The organism is Actinomadura livida, from assembly GCF_014648675.1.
GTDB lineage: Bacteria > Actinomycetota > Actinomycetes > Streptosporangiales > Streptosporangiaceae > Spirillospora > Spirillospora livida.
In genome coordinates, this window is the sequence record NZ_BMRO01000010.1 from 204,420 (window position 1) to 223,681 (window position 19,262).

Annotated in this window: 14 protein-coding genes; 6 read left to right on the forward strand and 8 right to left on the reverse strand. The window is 73.3% G+C overall.

Annotated elements, in window-relative coordinates:
• Positions 1-202 precede the first annotated feature (202 nt).
• The gene (locus IEZ03_RS24275) at positions 203-1,492 is read left to right on the forward strand and encodes an amidase (protein ID WP_221480576.1); all 1,290 of its coding nucleotides are present in this window, start codon (positions 203-205) and stop codon (positions 1,490-1,492) included.
• Between the two features lie 49 nt (positions 1,493-1,541).
• On the opposite strand, the gene IEZ03_RS24280 is transcribed toward IEZ03_RS24275, so the two are convergent.
• From IEZ03_RS24280 to IEZ03_RS24290, 3 genes are all read right to left on the reverse strand, one after another.
• A complete protein-coding gene (locus tag IEZ03_RS24280; protein WP_184881064.1) occupies positions 1,542-4,355 on the reverse strand; it encodes an AAA family ATPase in 2,814 nt (937 codons plus the stop codon).
• Between the two features lie 128 nt (positions 4,356-4,483).
• The gene (locus IEZ03_RS24285; RefSeq protein ID WP_184881066.1) at positions 4,484-5,428 is read right to left on the reverse strand and encodes a serine hydrolase; all 945 of its coding nucleotides are present in this window, start codon (positions 5,426-5,428) and stop codon (positions 4,484-4,486) included.
• 50 nt (positions 5,429-5,478) lie between these two features.
• Positions 5,479-6,459: a LysR family transcriptional regulator gene (locus IEZ03_RS24290; protein ID WP_246487528.1), complete on the reverse strand. Its 981-nt coding sequence runs from the start codon at positions 6,457-6,459 to the stop codon at positions 5,479-5,481.
• A gap of 93 nt (positions 6,460-6,552) precedes the next feature.
• Between IEZ03_RS24290 and IEZ03_RS24295 the strand changes: the two genes are divergently transcribed.
• Positions 6,553-8,202 carry a penicillin-binding transpeptidase domain-containing protein gene (locus tag IEZ03_RS24295; protein WP_184881070.1) on the forward strand — a complete coding sequence of 550 codons (1,650 nt, stop codon included), beginning with the start codon at positions 6,553-6,555 and terminating at the stop codon, positions 8,200-8,202.
• Positions 8,203-8,307: 105 nt separating this feature from the next.
• On the opposite strand, the gene bla is transcribed toward IEZ03_RS24295, so the two are convergent.
• Genes bla through IEZ03_RS24310 form a run of 3 tightly spaced genes read right to left on the reverse strand, consistent with a single transcriptional unit; the run spans position 8,308 to position 11,407 of the window.
• The gene (gene bla / locus IEZ03_RS24300) at positions 8,308-9,270 is read right to left on the reverse strand and encodes a class A beta-lactamase (protein ID WP_184881072.1); all 963 of its coding nucleotides are present in this window, start codon (positions 9,268-9,270) and stop codon (positions 8,308-8,310) included.
• A 44-nt stretch (positions 9,271-9,314) separates the two neighbouring features.
• Positions 9,315-10,367: a magnesium transporter CorA family protein gene (locus IEZ03_RS24305; protein ID WP_184881074.1), complete on the reverse strand. Its 1,053-nt coding sequence runs from the start codon at positions 10,365-10,367 to the stop codon at positions 9,315-9,317.
• Between the two features lie 38 nt (positions 10,368-10,405).
• Positions 10,406-11,407 carry a LacI family DNA-binding transcriptional regulator gene (locus IEZ03_RS24310; protein ID WP_184881076.1) on the reverse strand — a complete coding sequence of 334 codons (1,002 nt, stop codon included), beginning with the start codon at positions 11,405-11,407 and terminating at the stop codon, positions 10,406-10,408.
• 111 nt (positions 11,408-11,518) lie between these two features.
• Here IEZ03_RS24310 and IEZ03_RS24315 point away from each other — a divergent pair, with 111 nt between their 5' ends.
• A complete protein-coding gene (locus IEZ03_RS24315) occupies positions 11,519-12,718 on the forward strand; it encodes an MFS transporter (protein ID WP_184881078.1) in 1,200 nt (399 codons plus the stop codon).
• Positions 12,719-12,727: 9 nt separating this feature from the next.
• Here the strand turns inward: IEZ03_RS24315 and IEZ03_RS24320 are convergent, their stop codons facing one another.
• A complete protein-coding gene (locus IEZ03_RS24320; protein ID WP_184881080.1) occupies positions 12,728-14,392 on the reverse strand; it encodes a dolichyl-phosphate-mannose--protein mannosyltransferase in 1,665 nt (554 codons plus the stop codon).
• A gap of 192 nt (positions 14,393-14,584) precedes the next feature.
• Between IEZ03_RS24320 and rsmI the strand changes: the two genes are divergently transcribed.
• Both rsmI and IEZ03_RS24330 read left to right on the forward strand, forming a co-directional pair.
• On the forward strand, positions 14,585-15,460 hold the full coding sequence (gene rsmI, locus IEZ03_RS24325; RefSeq protein ID WP_184881082.1) for a 16S rRNA (cytidine(1402)-2'-O)-methyltransferase: 876 nt from the start codon (positions 14,585-14,587) through the stop codon (positions 15,458-15,460).
• 83 nt (positions 15,461-15,543) lie between these two features.
• Positions 15,544-15,846: a hypothetical protein gene (locus tag IEZ03_RS24330; protein WP_184881084.1), complete on the forward strand. Its 303-nt coding sequence runs from the start codon at positions 15,544-15,546 to the stop codon at positions 15,844-15,846.
• Positions 15,847-15,853: 7 nt separating this feature from the next.
• On the opposite strand, the gene IEZ03_RS24335 is transcribed toward IEZ03_RS24330, so the two are convergent.
• The gene (locus IEZ03_RS24335; RefSeq protein WP_229808532.1) at positions 15,854-17,584 is read right to left on the reverse strand and encodes a glycosyltransferase family 39 protein; all 1,731 of its coding nucleotides are present in this window, start codon (positions 17,582-17,584) and stop codon (positions 15,854-15,856) included.
• 314 nt (positions 17,585-17,898) lie between these two features.
• Between IEZ03_RS24335 and IEZ03_RS24340 the strand changes: the two genes are divergently transcribed.
• Positions 17,899-19,203 carry a glycosyltransferase family 2 protein gene (locus tag IEZ03_RS24340; RefSeq protein ID WP_229808533.1) on the forward strand — a complete coding sequence of 435 codons (1,305 nt, stop codon included), beginning with the start codon at positions 17,899-17,901 and terminating at the stop codon, positions 19,201-19,203.
• Positions 19,204-19,262 lie beyond the last annotated feature (59 nt).

Sequence of the window (19,262 nt, forward strand, 5' to 3'; positions counted from 1 at the left end):
AGCCTGCCGCCTACCAGCGCGTAGGTTCACGGGATCGCTCGTGCGATCGGTGGACGGTCGCGCATCTGCGACGAGAGGTCGCCCGGCACAGGCGGTCTGCCATGCTACGCACAGACAGGCCGTTGACTTGCGGCGTGTTGTTGTTATGGAGCGCTCCATAACAACAACACGCCGCAAGTCAACGAATCCGGAGGGGAGCGGCATGGGTGGGTTCTTTCGCGGTCGGACGCTGGCGGACATCGCGCGCGGTCTGCGGTCCGGGGACGAGTCGCCGGCGGGGCTGCTGGCGGGCGCGCTGGAGTCGGTCGACCCGGACCTGAACGCCTTCGTGACCCTCGACCCCGAGGGGGCCGGGGCCGCGGCCGCGCGGGCGGGCGAGGAACTCGCGGCCGGTTACGACCGGGGCCCGCTGCACGGCGTCCCGGTCGCGGTGAAGGACATCATCGACGTGGCGGGCCTGCCGACCGGGATGGGGTCGGCGCACTTCGAGGGCCATGTCGCCGAGGCCGACGCGCTCTGCGTGACGATGCTCCGGGACGCCGGCGCGGTCATCGTCGGCAAGACCGGCACGCACGAGTTCGCCTACGGCGGCACCGGCGACGTGGCGGTGAACGGGCCCGTCCGCAACCCGCACGACCGGGAGCGGATGTCGGGCGGCTCCAGCAGCGGCAGCGGCGCCGCCGTCGCCGCCGGCATGGTCCCGCTCGCGATCGGCACGGACACGGGCGGCTCGGTGCGCATCCCCGCCGCGTTCTGCGGGATCGCCGGGTTCAAGCCGTCGTACGGCGCCATCCCGGCCGGCGGGGTGTTCCCGTTGGCGGTGTCGTTCGACACTGTGGGCGTCATCGCCGCGTCCGCGGCCGACTGCCGCATCGCCTACCGGGCGCTGACCGGGCCGGCGGAGGCCGTCCCGTCGCCGGTGGACGAGAGCGCGCCGCACGGCCGCGTCGCCTGGATCGAACCGCTGGAGATCGACCCGGATGTGGAGCGGGCCGTCCGGGCGCTGTTCCCGGACGCGCCGTCCGAGCGGATCGACCTGCCCGGGATCAGGGCCGTCTTCCGCGCCGTCCAGGACGCCGAAGCCTACGACGTGCACGCCGAACGGGTCGCCGAGGCGCCCGGCCTGTTCCAGCCGCCGACCCTGGAGCGCCTGGAGCGCGCGGGCCGCACACCCGCCTGGCGCTACCTGCGCGCGCTCCGCGAACGCGAGCGGTTCGCGGCGGAGGTCGCCGGGCTCCTCGACCGCTACGACATCCTCGCGCTGCCGACCCTCCCGATCACCGCCCCGAAGATCGGCGAGACGGAAGGGCCGCTCGGGTCGCACGTGCCGACGCTGGTGAGCCTCACGTGCCCGTGGAACGTGCTGGGCCTGCCCGCGCTGAGCGTCCCGGCGGGCACCGTCCACGGCCTCCCGGTCGGCGCCCAGCTGGTCACCCGGCGGGGTGCCGAGTCCCTGCTGTTCGACGCGGCCGAGAACCTCGCCGTCGCCTGAGGGCCGTCACAGGTACAGGCCTCACAGGTACAGGCTCACCGGTACAGGCTCACAGGTACAGGCCGAAGAACTCCTCGGGGTGGTCCAGGAGGGGCGGCAGGTCGTCGGCCGTGAGCGTGACCAGGTCCTTCTTGCTGGGCGGCTTGGGGGGCTTGCGGTCTTTGCCGCCCTTGCCGGCGGCCCCGCCGCCCCCGCCGCCCTCCTTGCCTGCCACGACCGCGGCGGACGCGACGCGGTCGGCCTGGTTCGCGACCGCGACGTCCAGCATGTTGCGCATCAGCCGCCCGTTGCCGAACGACGGGCCGCGGGGCGCGCGGCGCAGCATCGCCAGCAGGACGTCCTCGGTGCCGGGCGCGAGCCGGAAGCCGTCCGCGGCGGCGAGCTGCCCGAACAGGGTGATCAGCTCGTCGTCGGTGTAGTCGGGGAAGTGGATCTGCTTGGGGAAGCGGGAGTCGAGGCCCGGGTTGGCGGCGAGGAACTCCGCCATCTCCTGCTCGTACCCGGCCACGATGACCACGAGGTCCTCGCGGTGGTCCTCCATCAGCTTCACCAGCTCGGCGATCGCCTCGTGCCCGTAGTCGCCCTTCAGCGGCGACTGCGTCAGCGTGTACGCCTCGTCGATGAACAGCACGCCGCCGAGCGCGCGTTCCACCAGCCGCCGGGTGCGGGGGGCGGTCTGCCCGATGTACTCGCCGACGAGGTGGGCGCGGGACGCCTCGACCAGGTGCCCGGACGACAGCACGCCGAGCCGCTTGTAGATGCGGCCGAGCAGCCGCGCCACCATCGTCTTGCCGGTCCCGGGGTTGCCGGTGAACACCATGTGCCGGGTCGGCGGGGTGATCGTCAGCCCGGACTCGCTGCGCAGCCGCGCCGCGTGCGTCCCGGCGACGAGCAGCGCGATCTCGTGCTTGACGGTCTCCAGGCCGGTGAGGTCGCGCAGCTCGGCGAGCGGGTTGCCGGTGGCCTGCGAGGTGTCCAGCGTGTCCGGGATGTCCTGCTTGCGGATCAGCAGGCCCGCCTTCGGCGCGGTCCCGTCCGCCGCCTCGCCGGCCGCCTCCTTGGCCGCCTCGCGCGCCGCGGCGGCGCGGGCGCGGGCCGCCGCGACGACCAGGTCGGCGAGATGGGGTGCGAGGCGGGCGTTGCGGAGCGTCTGCATCGGCGGGGTCGCGGCGAGCAGCACGCCCGCGGCCTCGATCGCCTGCCGGGTGCCGCGGGCGCCGCGGGCCTCCAGCGCGCGGCGGAACAGCTCGGCGTGGCCCTGCGCGGTGAACGGCAGGGTCCGCGCGATCCGGAACCGCTGCGGCAGGACGGGGTTGATGTCGCGGATCCGCTCGTCGCCGCCCGCCCCGGCCAGCGCCACCACGTGCAGGTCGGGATGCACGGCCAGCAGCCGGTGCAGCTCCGCGGCGATGGCCTCCCCGTTGCCCGGGTCGCCGACGATGGTGTCCAGGCCCTCGATGATCAGCAGCCGGTCGCCCGCGCAGTCGCGGGCGTCGGCGTGCAGCTTGGCGACGGCGTCCGACAGCCGCTGCCCGGTGAGCAGGTTGTCGGTGACCCAGTGCGGGTCGCGGCCGAGGGCCAGCGCCCGGCCGAGCTCCTGCGCGGCGTCGCGCTTGCCGGTGCCGTCCGGGCCGGCGATCAGCAGCCGGACGGGCTCCTCGCCGCGGGTCAGCTCGGCCAGCGCCGCGACCACCTCGGGCTGCCCGACCAGCGACGTCGCGATCTCCGCGGGGCGGTCCGACCCGCCGCCGGCCCGGCCGCCGGTGCGCGCGGCCGCGTCCCCGGCCGGTTCCCCGACGCTCTTGAGCGTCTCGGTGAGCGGGTTGACGACGCGGCGGCGCGGCGCGTACAGCCGCCGCAGGTCGGTCTGGAACTGGCCGACCGGGATCCACTCGGCCTTCGGGAACCACGGGTCGCCGGGCAGGCCCTGGGCGATCGCGATGAACCGCATCGCCATGTCGAGCCAGCCCCGGCAGGCGTCGGCGGCGCCCGCGACCAGCGCCCGGACGAGCCATGCGCGCGTCCGCTCCTGCCAGGCCCCCGGCTTGAAACCGCGGTGCTCGGCGGGAAACCGCCGCCGCAGCTCGTGGTACCGCTCCTCGCCCACCGCGACGGCCAGCTCCGCCGGGACGTGCTCCATGCTGCCCTGCAGCAGCAGCTGGATCAGGTGGGTCTCGACGCTCTCGTCGCGCGGCGCCGCCTCGGCCAGCACCTCGTAGGCCGCCAGCAGCCCGGTGCAGACCCACTCCAGGTAGCCGACCGGCCCGAGCAGCTCGGGCACCGCCGTGACGATGTCGTCGCCGGCATGCGCGTGCCAGTGCTCCCGGAGCTCCGGCTTCGGCAGGTTCACGTCGCACACGGGCGCGTCGTCGTACAGCCGCAGCAGCGCCTTGCGGCGCTCCTCCAGCGGCTGGATGCCCTCCAGGACCGACAGGCAGTCGCGGGCCAGCTCGATCGCCAGCTCCCGGTCGGGCGCCTCGATCAGCCAGTCGACCGGCGGGCGCCACCGCCCGCCCGGCGCGTCCCACCGGGTCATCCGGGTGCTGAGCGGGCCGGGGTTCACCAGGTGCCGGTGCAGCAGCCGCTCGGGGAGCTGCGAGTACGACCCCGCCTTGATCGCGCCGCCGCCCGGCAGGAACGCGAGGATGCCGAAGATCTCCGCGGTGACCAGCGTCGCGGGCAGCGTGAGCAGCTTGTGCTCGTCGGTCGTCAGCTCCGCCGCCCGCGGGTCGGCCGCCAGCCCGTCGATCCGCGCCGCGATCTCCTCGAACAGCCCGTCCGGGACGCGCCACGGGCCGTACGAGTAGACGTCGAGCACCGGCTCGTCGGTGAGCAGTAGCTCCAGATGCTCCGGCAGCCGCAACGAAGTCTCCCCAAGAGTGATCAAAGCCGGGGTACAGCTTATGTTTCCCGAGGGAGTGCTGGCTTGGCGGTCACGCGGATCGGGTGTAGCGGACAGGCCGATCGGTGGTATAGGGGCGGTGCCGAAGGTCAGGGACGCCGGAGCGCCTCGACCGCCAGGCGGGCGGCGGTGCCGATGACGGCGTCCGCGCGCGGCAGCACGGCGACGGGCAGCAGCGACCGGGTGAAGACCGCGACCGCGTAGCGGCCCCCGTCCGGGTACTCGACCGCGCCGACCTCGTTGCGCAGCGTCGGCAGCGTCCCGGTCTTCCCGCTGACGACGACGTCGTCGAACGGGAACCCGGACGACAGGCGGTGCGGCCAGACCTGGAGCCCGAGGAGCCGCCGCATCGCCGCGCACCCGTCCGGCGGGGCCGCCTCGTCCCGCCAGATCATCGAGAGCAGCCGGGTCATGTCGCGGGGGGTGCTGCGGCTCGTGCGGAGCGGGTCGAGGGCGCGCAGCCGCGCGGCCACGCCGGGGTCATCCAGCCGGGACCACACGTCCGCGAACCCGGTCACGCCCGCGTCGGCGAGCAGCGACTCGTGCAGCTCGCGCCCGCTGACTTCGACGACCGTGTCGCGGAGCCCCAGCGCGGCGGCGGCCGCGTTGACCGCGTCCCGGCCGACCCGGTCGAGGACGGCGTCGGCCGCCGCGTTGTCGCTCACGGTGATCATCAGGAACGTCAGGTCGCGGAGCGACATCCGCACCTCGTCCAGCATCCCCGAGATCCCGGTCGGCCCGGCGGTGCGGTCGGCCGGGCCCAGCGTGACCGGCTCGGCCGGGTCGAGGACGCCCTCCGCGGCCTGCCGGTGGAACGCGACGAGCAGCGGCACCTTGAACACCGAGGCGAGGACGACCGGGTCGCCGGCGCGGACGGCGACCTCCCGCCCGCTGTCCATGTCCACGACGTGCAGGCAGCCGGTCACCCCGGCCGCCCGGAACTCCGCCTCGATCCGCTCGGTGACCTCGCCCCGGGCGTCCCGGCGCGCTCCGCTCACGCGCTTCGCTTCGCTCACGCGCTTCGCTTCGCTCATGCGCTTCGCCTGTGGGGGGTCGACCCCCCATGCCCCCCGCTTCGCTTCGCTCATGCCAGGAACCCCGAAGAGGGCCGGGGGACGACACGGCGCGCGGGCGCGGCGTCCAGCGGCGTCATGCCCGCCTCGCGCCGCAGGACGGCGGTCGCGACCGCGACGAAGTCGGTGATCGCGCGGAGGTGCTCGGGGTCGCCGGCCCGCCGCCAGATGCACGACGTCCGCCACGCCAGCGGCTCCCCCACCAGCGGGCGCCACGCCACCCCGGCGGTGTCGTCGACGCGGGGGACGAGGGCCACGGCCGTCCCCGCGAGGACCAGCCCCAGCGCGAACTGCGGGTGCCGGGCCTCGTGGACGGCGTCCGGCGCGTAGCCGTGCCTGCGGCAGGACGCCAGCAGGTCGTCGTATGCGCCGGGCGCCTCCTCGCGCGGTGCGACCACGAGGTCGCGGCCGCCGAGATCGGCGAGATGCACCTCGGGCGACGCGGCCAGCTCCGATGCCGCTGGCACGAGCACGCCGAGCGGCCGTCCGAGCATCGGGCCGAACTCCAGGCCGCGGGAGTCGCACGGGTGCCGCACGATCCCCGCGTCCAGCGCGCCCTCCGCGAGCGCGCGGACCTGCTCGGCCGTCCCCGTCTCCCGCAGGTCGAGCCGCAGGTCCGGGCGGCGCGCCCGGAACGCGGCGATCAGCGCGGCGACGATCGGGCCGCCGAGATCGCTCGGCAGCCCCGCGCGGACGGTCCCGACCTCGCCGAGCCTGGCCCGCTCGGCGACGGAGTAGATGCGGTCCACGCGGGTGAGGATGTCACGGGCCTCGTCCAGGAGTAGCCTTCCCGGCGCGGTCAGCGCCACCTTCCGGCTCGACCGGTCGAACAGCCGCACGCCGAGTTCGCGCTCCAGCCGCTGGACCCGCTGGCTCAGCGGCGGCTGCGCCATGCCGAGCCGCTCCGCCGCCCGGCCGAAGTGCAGTTCCTCGGCCACGGCGACGAAGCACCGCAGATGCCCGACCAGGTTCACGATCAGCGACGATATCAAGTGAGATATCCCTCTGACATAGATATCAATCTTGGACATTTCGCGGTGCGCCTGATGTTCTTGTGCCTTGATCGGAGGGGAAGGGAGACCGATATGCACCGATCCCGAGTGATCATCGCCGCGGCCGTCGCGGTGGTGGTCGTGATCGTGGGGGCGGGGGCGGTGTGGTTCGTGCGCCGCGGCGACGACCCGCGGGACACCGCGGAGCGCTTCCTCGCGGCCTGGACCGGCAGGGACCTGGCCGCGATGAAGGCGCTGACCGACCGGCCGCCGCCCGACTTCGAGCAGCGCTTCACCCGCATGCTGGACGACCTGGCCGTGACCGGCCAGCGCTTCACCGTCGCCTCCATGGGGGACGCGGACGACGGCGAGGTGAAGGGGGCCTACACGGCGGAGCTGCTGATGGCCCGCACCCGGACCTTCACCTACGACGGCGCCATGGCACTGGTCGAGCGGGACGGCGAATGGCGCGTCCGCTGGTCCCCGGCGCTGCTGCATCCGGAGCTCAAGGAGGGGCAGCGGCTGCGCACGGCCCGCGACTGGTCCGGCCGCGCCTCCGTCCTGGCCGCGGACGGCAGCGTGCTGAGCGCGTCCCCGTCCGGGTCCGCCCGCCAGCTCGCCGGGCAGCTCGGGACCGCGTCCGCCAAGGCCGCGAAGGAGCTCGGCCCGCCCTACCGGGAGGGCGACGCGGTCGGCACCGACGGCCTGCACCGGCAGTACGAGCGCCGCCTCGCCGGGACGCCCGGGCTCGCCGTGCAGATCGTCGACGCCAAGGACAACGAGGTGAAGACGCTGAAGCGCTTCGAGGGCTCCGACGGCGAGCCGGTGCAGACGACGATCGACCCGGAGGTGCAGTCCGCGGCCGGTGCGGCGCTGGCCGGCGCGAAGAAGCCCGCCTCCATGGTCGCGCTGCGCGCCTCCACCGGCGAGATCCTCGCCGTGGCCAACAAGCCCGGCGGCTACAACCGCGCCCTGATGGGCCAGTACCCGCCCGGCTCGACGTTCAAGGTCGTCACCGCCGCCGCCCTCGTGGCGGACGGGGTGGGCGTGAACACCGGCGTCGGCTGCCCCGCCACCACCACGATCGGCGGGCGCTCGTTCCACAACTACGAGGACGAGGACTTCGGGAAGGTCCCGTTCCGCGAGGCGTTCGCGCACTCGTGCAACACCACGTTCGCGCGCCTCGCCGTGGACAAGCTCGGCGAGAAGCGGCTCACCGAGGTCGCCGGCCAGTTCGGGTTCAACGTCCCGATCATCGCGGGGCTCCCCGCCGTCCGCGCCGCGTTCCCGCAGAACAAGGACGACACCGCCCTGGCGGCGGCGTCGTTCGGGCAGGGCCAGGTGCTGACGAGCCCGCTCAACATGGCGGGCGTCGCGGCCGCGGCGGCGAACGGCACCTGGCACTCGCCGCGCATCGTCGACGCGTCCCTCGCCCCGCAGGCCCTCGACGCCGGCGGCCGCAAGCCGGTGCCGCCGAAGAAGCTGGAGCCCGCGGTCGAGAAGGCCCTCCAGGTCCTGATGCCCGCCGTGGTCAGCGAGGGCACCGCGTCCGCCGTCCGCTTCCCGGCCGGGACCGCGGGCAAGACCGGGACCGCGGAGTTCGGCTCGGGCGAGGAGCCCCCGACCCACGCCTGGTTCATCGGCTACCGCAAGGACATCGCCTTCGCCGTCATAGTCGAGGACGGCGGCACGGGAGCCGAAGCCGCCGCCCCCATCGCCGCGAAGTTCCTCAGGGGCCTCTGACCCCCACCCAAACCCGTTGACTTGCGGCGTGTTGTTGTTATGCGGTCCGCCATAACAACAACACGCCGCAAGTCAACGAATGCGGTGGCGGTTGGTGGTGGCGCGCTAGCGGAGAGCGCGGATGAGGATTGTTGTTGTTCGGGCTATCGCCTGCTCGTCGGGGGCGGCGTCCTTTGTCTTCTTCGTTGTCAGGATCGCTATGACCACTGGGGCGCCGGACGGGGGCCAGGCTATGGCGATGTCGTTGGCGGAGCCGTAGGTTCCGCCGGTGCCGGTCTTGTCGCCGGCCGTCCAGCCGTCCGGCAGGCCCGCGCGGATGCGCTCGTCCCCGGTCACCGTGGCCTTCATCCAGCCGGTCAGCCGCTTGCGGTCGGCGGGCGCGAGGGCGTCGCCCACGGTGAGGGCATGCAATGTCCCGGCCCAGGCGCGCGGCGCGGTCGTGTCGCGCTTTTCGCCCGGTCGCCATTCGTTGAGGCCGGGTTCCCAGCGGTCGGAGCGGGTGGCCTGGTCGCCCAGCGAGCGGAGGAAGGCGGTGAACCCGGCGGGGCCGCCGATCTGCTTCAGGACGAGGTTCCCCGCCGTGTTGTCGCTCTGCGTGATCGTCGCGTGGCAGAGGTCGGCGACGGTCATGCCGGTCTTCACGTGCTTCTCGGTGATGGGGGAGTGGGCGCTGAGGTCGCTCTCCTTGTAGCGGATGACGCGGTCCAGCAGCCCGGGGTCGGAATTGCGGGCCTTGCGCAGGACCGCACCGCACGCGATCGCCTTGAACGTCGAGGCGAACGGGAACGCCTCGTCCGCCCGGTGGCCGACGGCCCGGCCGGTGCCCGTGTCGATGGCGTAGGCGCCGATGCGCATGTCCCGCGCCCTCTCCAGGCGGCGGATCTGCTCCGTCACCTCGGGGTCGGACGTCGCGGGCGGCGAGGCGGAGGCCGGGACGCGGGACGCGCCGCCGCCCGGCGGCTCCGCGCCCGTGGTGGCCGTGCCGTCGCCGCCGCAGGCGGTGAGGGCGGCGAGGGCGAGCACGGCGGTGCCGAGCGACGCCCGGAGCCGAGGAGCGTTTCCCTTCATGCGGAAAGAAGATCAAAGCGGCGAAGCCGCTGTCCAATCGCGGCTCACAGCCAGTCGCGGAGTTTGAAGACCACGTAGAGGGTGCCGCTGCAGACGAGGATGATGACCGTGCTGGCGATGAAGCCGCTGTGCTCGGCGAAGCCCGGGTACGGGAGGTTCTGCCCGTAGAAGCCGGTGACGGCGGTCGGCACGGCGATGATCGCCGCCCAGCTGGTGACCTTCTTCATCACCTCGTTCAACCGGTTGCCCTGCAGCGCCAGCCGCGCGTCGAGCAGGTCGGCGACGAGCTCGCGCAGGCCCTCCGTCCATTCCGCCACGCGCAGGGTGTGGTCGTAGACGTCCTGGAAGTAGGGCGTCAGCGGCGGCGCCACGAGCTTCACGTCCCGCCGGAGCAGCGTGTTGACGACCTCCCGCATGGGCACCGCGACCCGCCGCAGCGCCGTCAGGTTCCGGCGCAGGCGGTAGCTGCGCCGCTGGATCTCCTTGACCGGGAACGCGTCGCCGAAGACCAGCTCCTCCACCTCGTCGGCCTCCTCGTCGAGCGCCTGGACGGCGTCCAGTTGCAGGTCGACGACCAGGTCGAGCAGCCCGTAGAGCAGGAACCCGGCGCCGGTGCCGCCGGTGTCGGGGCCTGCGCTCTCGTCCCATCGCCGGATGAGCGCGTCGACGTCGAACCCGCGGTCCTGCCGCACGGTGACCAGCGCACGGTCGGTGATGAACGCCGACAGCTCGTGGAGCGTCAGGTCGCCGCCGTCCACCACCGGGACGTACATGTTGAGGAACGCGTACCCGTGGTAGCGGTCGAGCTTGGTCCGCTCGTGCCGGGACACGGCGTCCTCCACCGCGACATGGTCGAGGTCCAGTTCGTCGGCGACGACGCCGAGGTCCTCGTGGCGCGCACCGCACAGGTCGAGCCACACGACGGCGTCCGGGCTCCGCAGGTGCTCCCGCATCGCGGTGACGGGGAAGCCCTCCGCCTCCAGTTCGCCGCGGCGCCAGGCCCGGGTCCGTGGCGGCGCGGTGCCGATGCGGTTCGCCGGGTGCGCCTCGACGTCGGTCTCGGACGGGACGCCGCTCTCGGACGGACGGGGTGCCATGCGCCCCTCATACCCAGCTTCGAAGGTGCGGGCGGCCGTCAGGCGCCCGGCGGAGCCGTGGACTCCCGGACGACGAGCTCGCCGGGCAGCACGCGGGGGCTCGGGCGCCCGCCGGACAGGAGGTCGAGCAGGGTCGCCATGCCCTGCGCGCCCAGTTCCTCGGCGGGGAGGCGGACGGTCGTCAGCTCGGGCTCCAGCGCGGTCGCGAGCAGGACGTCGTCGAACCCGGTGACCGACAGGTCGGCGGGGATGTCCAGGCCCCGGGCCCGCGCCGCCTTGTAGGCGCCCGCGGCGATCAGGTCGTCGTCGCAGACGAGCGCGGTCGGCCGGTCCGGGGCGTCCAGCAGCCGTCCGGCGGCCTCCTTGGCCGAGGTGACGTCGATGGCGCAGGTCGCCCGGGTGAGGACGCCGCCGGGCAGGGCCGCGACGGCGGACGCGAGGGCGCCGCCCCGGGCGTGGAACGTCCACTGGTCGACGGCCGCGCCCACGTGCCCGATCCGGCGGTGGCCGAGGCCGGCGAGGTGCGCGGCGATCGCGCGCATGCCGTCGGCGACGCCGAAGTCGACCGTGGGGACGCGCTCGCCGGCGGGGCCGCTGTCCAGCATGACCGCGGGCGTGTCGCGGAACCCGCCGAGCGCCTCCACGGCCATCGAGGACGCGAGGATCCCGTCGATCGCCTCGTCCGGCGCGGCGAACGGGCTGTCCGCGGGGCCGACCGCGTCGTCCGGCCAGGTCGAGACGACCACGGCGAAGCCGTGCCGGGCCGCGGCCCGCGCCGCGCCCGTGTAGACGGGGCCGAAGAACGGCGCGCTCAGCGTCGGGACCATCAGCAGCACGGTCCGGGTGGTGCCGAGCCGCAGGTTCCGGGCCGCCTGGTTGGGCCGGTACCCGAGCCGCTCGGCCGCGCCGCGGACGCTGTGCGCGGTGGCGGGGGAGACCCGGCCCGCCCACTTGCCGCCCAGCACGAGCGAGACCGTGGACTGCGAGACTCCGGCCTCCTGGGCCACGTCCTTGCTGGTGGGACGGCCGGCTAACGACACATTTTCCTCCCCTGCGGGCGGCTGGGACGAATTCAGGGTAGAGCCGGACCGCACCGGCGTGGTACGTATGACCGGACGGGTAATACGTATGACTGAACGGCGGGTCCCCCCATGCGCGGCTATGTCGTCTTCCTGCGGAGGCCGTTCGCCGCGCGACTGCTCGGCGGAACCCTCCTCGGCCGGCTCCCCAACGGGATGGGGATGCTCGCCGTCGTGCTGCACGTCCGCGCGGACGGCGGCGGCTACCCCCTCGCCGGCACGCTCGCCGCGATCCTCGGCCTCGCGACGGCCGCGGGCCAGCCCGTCCTCGGCCGCGCCATGGACCGGCTCGGCCAGCCCGTCGTCCTGCTCCCGGCCGCCTGCGCCTCCGCCGCGGGCTTCGTGCTGCTCGCCGCGACCGGCGCCGGCCCGCTGCCGCTGTCCGTCGGCGCGGTCGTCCTCGCCGGGTTCGCGACCCCGCCGTTGGAGGCCGGGCTGCGCGCCCTGTGGCCGGACGTCCTGGACGGGCAGGAGCAGGTCGACGCCGCGTACGCGCTGGACGCCGCCGCCCAGGAGCTCCTCTTCACCGTCGGCCCGCTGCTCGTCGTCGCCGCGGCCGTCGTGAACACCGAGGCCGCGCTGCTGCTCACCGGCGCGCTCGGCATCGCCGGGACGCTGGTCGTCGCGCTGTCCGGTCCGTCCCGCCGCTGGCGGGGCCAGCCGCGCGCCGCCGACTGGGCCGGGCCGCTGCGCTCCCCGGGCATGCGGGTCCTGCTGCTGTCGCTCGCCTGCGCCGGGATCGCGCTCGGCGTCTACGCCGTGGCCGTCGTCGCCTACGCCGAACGCTACGGCCGCGACCTCGCGTCCGGGCTGCTGCTGGCGTGCATGGCGGGCGGCGCGCTCGCCGGCGGGCTCGTCTACGGCGCCCGGCCGTGGGCGGGCGAGCCGAACCGGCGGCTGCCGTGGCTGCTCGCCGCGCTCGCCGCCGGCTACGTCCCGCTCGTCCTCGCGCCCGGCCTGCCCGCCATGTCGGTCCTCGCGTTCGTCAGCGGCGTCTCCCTCGCGCCCGTGCTGGCGTGCAGCTTCGCGCTCGTCGACCGGCTCGCCCCCGAGGGGACCGTCACCGAGGCGTTCGCCTGGATCGTCGCGGCGATCGGCGCGGGCGGCTCCCTCGGCTCCTTCGTGTCCGGCATCGGGCAGGACGTCGGAGGCGTCCCCGGCGCCTTCGCCGGCGCCGGGGCGGGCGGTGTCCTCGCCCTGGTCCTCTGCCTCCTCGGAGCCCGGACGCTGCGCCCGGCCCCGGCGCCCGTCACCGCCGAAGCCGCCGCCTGACGCCCCGGATCACACCCAGGACTGGAACCAGATCCGGTCGTGCCAGTCGTCGTAGGGGATCGTCTGAGCCGACAGGATCGGGTGGAAGTACGCGAAGTTCGCCAGCACCACCAGCACGAACGCCCCCGCCGCGGCGGCACCGAGCAGCCGCCGCGTCCCCGCCCCGCCGGCCGGCGCGGCCGGGCTCGCGCCGGACCCGTCCGGATCGGTCGGGTAGTCGCCGTGGCCGAGCCCACCGGCGTCCGCCGCGTGCGCGCCCTTCACCCCGGCGGGCGCGGGCCCTATCAGGTACCCCAGCACCAGGACGACCGCCAGCACCATGAACGGCAGCAGCGGCGTCGCGTAGAACAGGAACATCGTGCGCTCGTTGAACGCCGACGGGAACCAGCTCAGCCACCCGGCGAGGAACCCGAGCAGGACCGCCCCGGCCCGCCAGTCCCGCAGCATGATCCAGATGAACGCGACGGCGACGAGCGCGGCGATGGCGCCCCACCACAGCGCGGGCGTCCCGATCCCGAGGATCTCGCGGGAGCAGCGCCCCGCCCCGCAGGCGTTCTCCGGCTCGTTGTAGAAGAACGCGACCGGACGGCGCAGGATCGGCCAGTCCCACGGCCACGACTGGTACGGATGCTCGTCGTCCAGCCCGCTGTGGAAACCGAGCATCTGCCCGTGGTAGCGCCACAGGTCCGGCAGGGCCTCGAACGGCCGCCACAGCACGAAGTCGGCCGCGTCGCCGCGCCCCCAGCCGCCCGGCCGGAAGATCCACCCCCACCAGGTCACCAGGTACGTCACCAGCCCCACCACGACGAGCTGGACGAACGCGGGAACGGCCTCCAGCAGCATCGTCCCCGCGAACGGCGACCGGACCCCGGCCGCGCGCCGCGCGCCGTAGTCCCACAGCACGACCATCAGCCCGAACGCGGCGACGTAGAACAGGCCCGTCCACTTCGTCGCGCACGCCAGCCCGAGGCACACGCCCGCCGCGTACCGCCACCCGTGCGCCAGGAACGGCCCGTGCGCCGAGCGGTACCCGTCCTCCATCCTCTCGGCGAGGACGCGGCGGGAGCGGTCCCGGTCGTTCACCAGGCACGCGAACCCCGCGAGGATCCAGAACATCACGAAGACGTCCAGCAGCGCCGCCCGGCTCGTCACGAAGTGCAGCCCGTCCAGCGCCAGCAGCAGCCCCGCCGCGCAGCCCAGCAGCGTCGACCCGGTCATCCGGCGGGCCAGCCGGCACAGGATCAGCACCGACAGCGTCCCGGCCAGCGCGGGCACGAACCGCCACCCGAACGGCGTCGCCCCGAACAGCCACTCGCCGATCGCGATCATCCACTTGCCGAACGGCGGATGCGCCACGAACGCCGCGCCCTCCGCCCAGATGTTCGCGTCCGGATCCGCGATCAGCATCTTGTCGGCGTTCTCGACGGTGTTGCGCTCCCAGCCGAACTCCAGCAGCGCCAGCGCGTCCTTCGCGTAGTACGTCTCGTCGAAGACGACCGCCTTCGGCGTCCCCAGGCCGTCGAACCGGAGGAAACCCGCGAACAGCGTCACCAGCAGCGGCCCGAGCCAGGACAGCAGCGGGCTCCCCGGGATCGGGGGCGCGAGCCACTCCCGCAGCGGGGGCGGCCGCCGCCGAGACCCAACGGCCGGGGCGGGGACCAGATCCGTTGTCATCTCTGGATTATTGCAGCGCCCTTGGCGTCAGGCGCTGGGGCGCCTTCCTTCGGCGGGCGCTGCGCGCGATCGCTGCATCGCTCCGGCTCGCCCAGGGGCTCGCTGCGCGATCAGGTTCCTCGCTTCGCTCGTAACCTGCCTTCGGTCGCGATCGCAGGCGTTGGGGTCGGTGCGGGGTTGCTGTGGTGGCTGATGTTGTTGCCAGGGGTGTTGGGCGGGAGGATTGCTTTCGTGACGGGGACATTGGTGCTTGCGGCTGCGCCTATTGGGCGGGTGGAGGATGCTTCTGGGCGGTTGGTCCGGGCTTTGGGGGAGGCCGACGTCATCGCCGCCGAGGACACTCGGCGGTTGCGGCGGTTGGCCGGGGAGCTCGGGGTGGAGCTTTCGGGGCGGGTCGTTTCGCATTATGAGCAGAACGAGAAGGTCCGGGCCGAGGAGCTGCTGGGGGAGCTGCTGGGCGGGCGGGACGTCCTGGTGATCACCGATGCGGGGATGCCGGGCGTGTCGGATCCCGGGTACCGGCTCGTGCGGGCGGCGATCGTTGAAGGTGTGCCCGTGTCGGTGCTGCCGGGGCCGTCCGCTGTTACCGCCGCGTTGGTGGTGTCGGGGCTGCCCACCGACCGGTTCTGCTTCGAGGGGTTTCCGCCGCGCAAGGCGGGTGAGCGGGCGCGGCGGCTCGCCTCGCTCGCGGGTGAGGCGCGGACGATGGTGTTCTTCGAGTCCCCGCGGCGGCTGGGCGGCACGCTCGCGGACATGGCGGACGCGTTCGGCGCGGACCGGCCCGCAGCCGTGTGCCGGGAGCTGACCAAGACCTACGAGGAGGTCCGCCGGGGGACGCTCGGCGAACTCGCCGCGTGGGCCGAGGAGGGTGTTCGCGGCGAGATCACGCTGGTGGTCGGGGGAGCGCCCGAGCCGGAGGGGCTGACGGACCCGGCCGACCTCGCGGCCGCCGTCGCCGCCCGGGTGGACGCCGGGACGCCCCGCAAGCAGGCGATCGTGGACGTCGCCAAGGAGAACGGCGTCCCCAAGCGTGTCGTCTACGACGCGGTAGTGCAGGCGAAGAAGTAACCGGCTTCTGGCGGTGCGGCCTGCTTGTTCAGGGAATAAACCCATTCGGGAGCAACGGATGGGGGACCGAGGGGGAATCGGTCGTGCGGACTACCTGGACGAGCCATGAGAGCTGGGCCTTCGAGTGCCTGAACTGCTCGGCGGCCTGGACGGAGGAGCTGGAGATCCGGCGCTGCGCCGACGGGCACGGGAACGAGGCCGTCGTCTACGAGCGCGGCGGGCACCCGTGCATGACGCCCTGGCTGGACCGGTGCTGCACCGCCTGCCAGAGCCAGAACGTCAAGGCGCTCGCGTCGCGGCCGGTCGCGCACGCGGAGGTGCCCCGGGCGCGCGGCGGCGAGGACGTGGCGATGGTGTTCCACCTTCGCCGCATGCACGCCTGGTGAGCGGGGCCTACTTGGCCGCGACCTCCGGGACCTTGGTCTCGGCCTGCTCGGCCGGGACCGGTGGCGCGGGGGCATCGGACACGGCGGCGCGGCGCCGGTCGCGTTTCCAACCGGCGACCGTGCGGCGGACCTCCGGGCTGAACGCCATGCCGGCGGCCAGCGCCGCCAGCGGGACGGCGGGCAGCACGTACCGGTAGTCGAACTCGGCGGTGGCCGCCGGCGCCAGCAGCAGCCCGGTCGCGAGCGTCCAGGGCAGCGCCGCCTGGCCGCCGAAGCGGCGCCACAGCGGGACCAGCCCGGCCAGGCCGATGAGCAGGATGCCGCCGACCATCGTCCCGCGCAGGTAGAAGACGTCCTGGTAGCCGCGGGCGACGGCGCCGAACGGCTCGACCACGCGGGTCTCGGCGTCGCCGCGCTCGTACGCCCGCGCCTCGGCGGACGCGATCGAGTTGGCGTCCATCTGCCAGTCGGGCAGCGTCCTGGTCGGCGTCCTGCGGAACTCGTACTGGGAGTACGTCGCCGGGTCGGGGAAGACCGTCCGCTCCCACCGGAAGACGCGGAAGAAGTCGTGCGCGACCACCCGCAGGTAGTCGCCGGGCTGGGAGATGATCGCCCGCTTGGCGTAGTCGTTGCTGAGCGCGTTGTTGTCCGGCCCGAAGCGCATGCCGGGGGAGCGGTTCAGCGGCGACTGGGCGTTCCAGATGCCGTCCTGCGAGTTGGGCAGCCGGTTCGCCGGCAACGTGCACAGCGGGTACTCGCGGACCGGCAGGTCCTTCATCTTGTGGCAGTCGGCGAACTTGTAGACCCGGGCGTACAGGAAGATCCCGTTGCTCTCGGTGATGGCGAACTTGCCGCTCTCCGCCTTGTACCAGCCCATGTAGGTCAGGACGGGCAGCATGCAGGCCGCCAGCGTGACGCCCATCAGCTTCCAGCCGCTGCGCCGGACCAGCATGTACAGCAGCACGCCGAGGAGCACCGGCATCCCGACCGAGCGGGTCAGCCACGACAGCCCGACGATCAGCCCGACCGCGGCCGCGATCTTCCAGGTGGGGCGGTCGTGCCACAGCAGCAGCGTGACCGCGCTCATCACCAGGAAGGTGAACATCGTGTCCGACAGGACCAGGTGCTCGAGCTGGAGCTGGTAGGCGTCCAGCAGGACCGGCGCGGCGGCCAGCGCGGCGCCCCAGCCGGGCAGCCCGAACCTGCGCCGCAGCAGCGCGTAGATCATCACGCCCATGGCCAGGCCCATGAGGTGCTGGACGGCGGCGACCAGCGCGAAGCTGTGGAACGGCTTGAGCAGCAGGAGCAGGAATGCGTAGCCGTTCGGGCGCAAAGGGTGCGGATACGGCTCGGTGGCGACGTGCAGGTAGTCGAAACTGTCGTTGAAGAACATCACCGGCTGGTAGCCGAGCATCGCCACGACGCGGAGCAGTGCCGCTGTGGCAATGATCACACTGAACACCGGATGGCGGCGCGCGAGCGTCCACAAGCCGCGGGCGCGACCCGAACCGGACTTCAGACCGGTACGTGCTGTGCTTTTTGGCTCGTCCGAAATTGCGGTGCCCGATTTGTCGGCGACTTTCGTCCCGCCGGGCGTGTCGCGGGCCGCGCCGGCGGCCTTCGCGGATCCGTCCCCCGTGTCGTCGCCGCCCCGCGCGGCGTCGTCCGGCACGGCGCCGTCCGGCACGGTGCCCGGCGCCGTGCCGAGCGCCGTGCCCACTGCTGGTTCGCCCGCCACTGCCGCACCTCCCCTGTGGTGTCCGGCCCCCGGTCCGGTGGCACTGCGTTCATCGGCGCGCGTCACAGCCGACCCAACCTTTCCGGGCCGCTGTGCCCGTATGCTTGACGTCCTAGCCTGCCGCCCGCGACCGTGGCGGTGAGGGTCTTTCGGTTGCAAGTGCGCAACACGATACGGGTGCTCTTGACGAGAGCGGCCATCATTACCCGTCCCCGGCAGGCATCATGAACCGACGACGGGCCGCACCGCGGAACAAAAGAGATTAGTGGAAAACACCGCCGCAGACGGTCACCAGGGGTAACGAAGGAGATCGCGTGGAACTCTCCGTAGTGATGCCATGTCTGAACGAGGCCGAAACGGTCGAAACCTGCGTCCGCAAGACGATCGGTTTCTTCGAGGACAAGGGCATCGACGGCGAGGTCGTCATCGCCGACAACGGCAGCACCGACGGCAGCCAGCAGCTCGCCCGCGAAGCCGGGGCGCGCGTCGTGCCGGTGATCGACAAGGGGTACGGCAACGCGCTGATGGGCGGGATCGCCGCCGCCCGCGGCCGGTACGTCGCCATGGGGGACGCCGACGACTCCTACGACTTCACCACCCTCGGCCCGTTCCTGGACGAGCTGCGCGACGGCGCCGACCTCGTCATGGGCAACCGCTTCAAGGGCGGCATCGCCGAGGGCGCCATGCCGCCGCTGCACCGCTACCTCGGCAACCCGGTGCTCAGCTTCGTCGGCCGGCTGTTCTTCCGCAGCAAGATCGGCGACTTCCACTGCGGGCTGCGCGCCTTCAACAAGGACTCGATCATGCGGCTCGGGCTGCAGACCGGCGGCATGGAGTTCGCCAGCGAGATGGTCGTCAAGGCCACGCTGCAGGGCTACGACATCCGCGAGGTGCCGACGACGCTGTCGCCCGACGGCCGCACCCGCGCCCCGCACCTGAACACCTGGCGCGACGGCTGGCGTCATCTGCGCTTCCTCCTGCTCTACAGCCCTCGTTGGCTCTTCCTCATCCCCGGTCTTGTATTCATGACGCTCGGACTGGTCGCCGGGATCGCGCTGTCGACCGGCCCGGTCACGGTCGGGGAGGTCGCGTTCGACGTCGACACCCTCGTCGGCGCGGGCGCCGCGCTGGTGATCGGCTTCCAGGCGGTGCTGTTCGCGCTGCTCACGAAGGTGTACGCGATGCAGGAGGGATTCCTGCCGCACGACCGCCGCGTCCAGAAGATCATCGACTGGTGGAGCCTGGAGCGCGGACTGCTGCTCGGCGGCCTGCTCGCCGTCGCCGGCCTCGCCGGTCTCGTCGCGTCGCTGCTGCACTGGCGGGTCAACAGCTTCGGCGAGCTGGACCCGCGGCACTCGCTGCGCATCGTCGTCCCCGCCGCGACCGCGCTGGTGATGAGCTTCCAGGCCATCTTCGCGTCTCTGTTCGTCAGCATCCTCGGCATCCGCCGCCGCCAGCACCCGCCGCTCACCGACCCGGCCGAAGAGGCCGCCGGGGTCGTGGACGCCGCCGCGCAGCAGGTCGCCAAGGACGAGGCGGGCGCCGCCGAGCAGGGCGACGAGGCGGCGGGCGCGAAGATCGCCATCCGCAGGGCGGTCCCCGAGGACGACGACGCCTAGCCTCCCCAGCTGAACGGCGGCCGGGACGGGCCGCCGGGAAAGCCGAGAAGTAGCTGAGC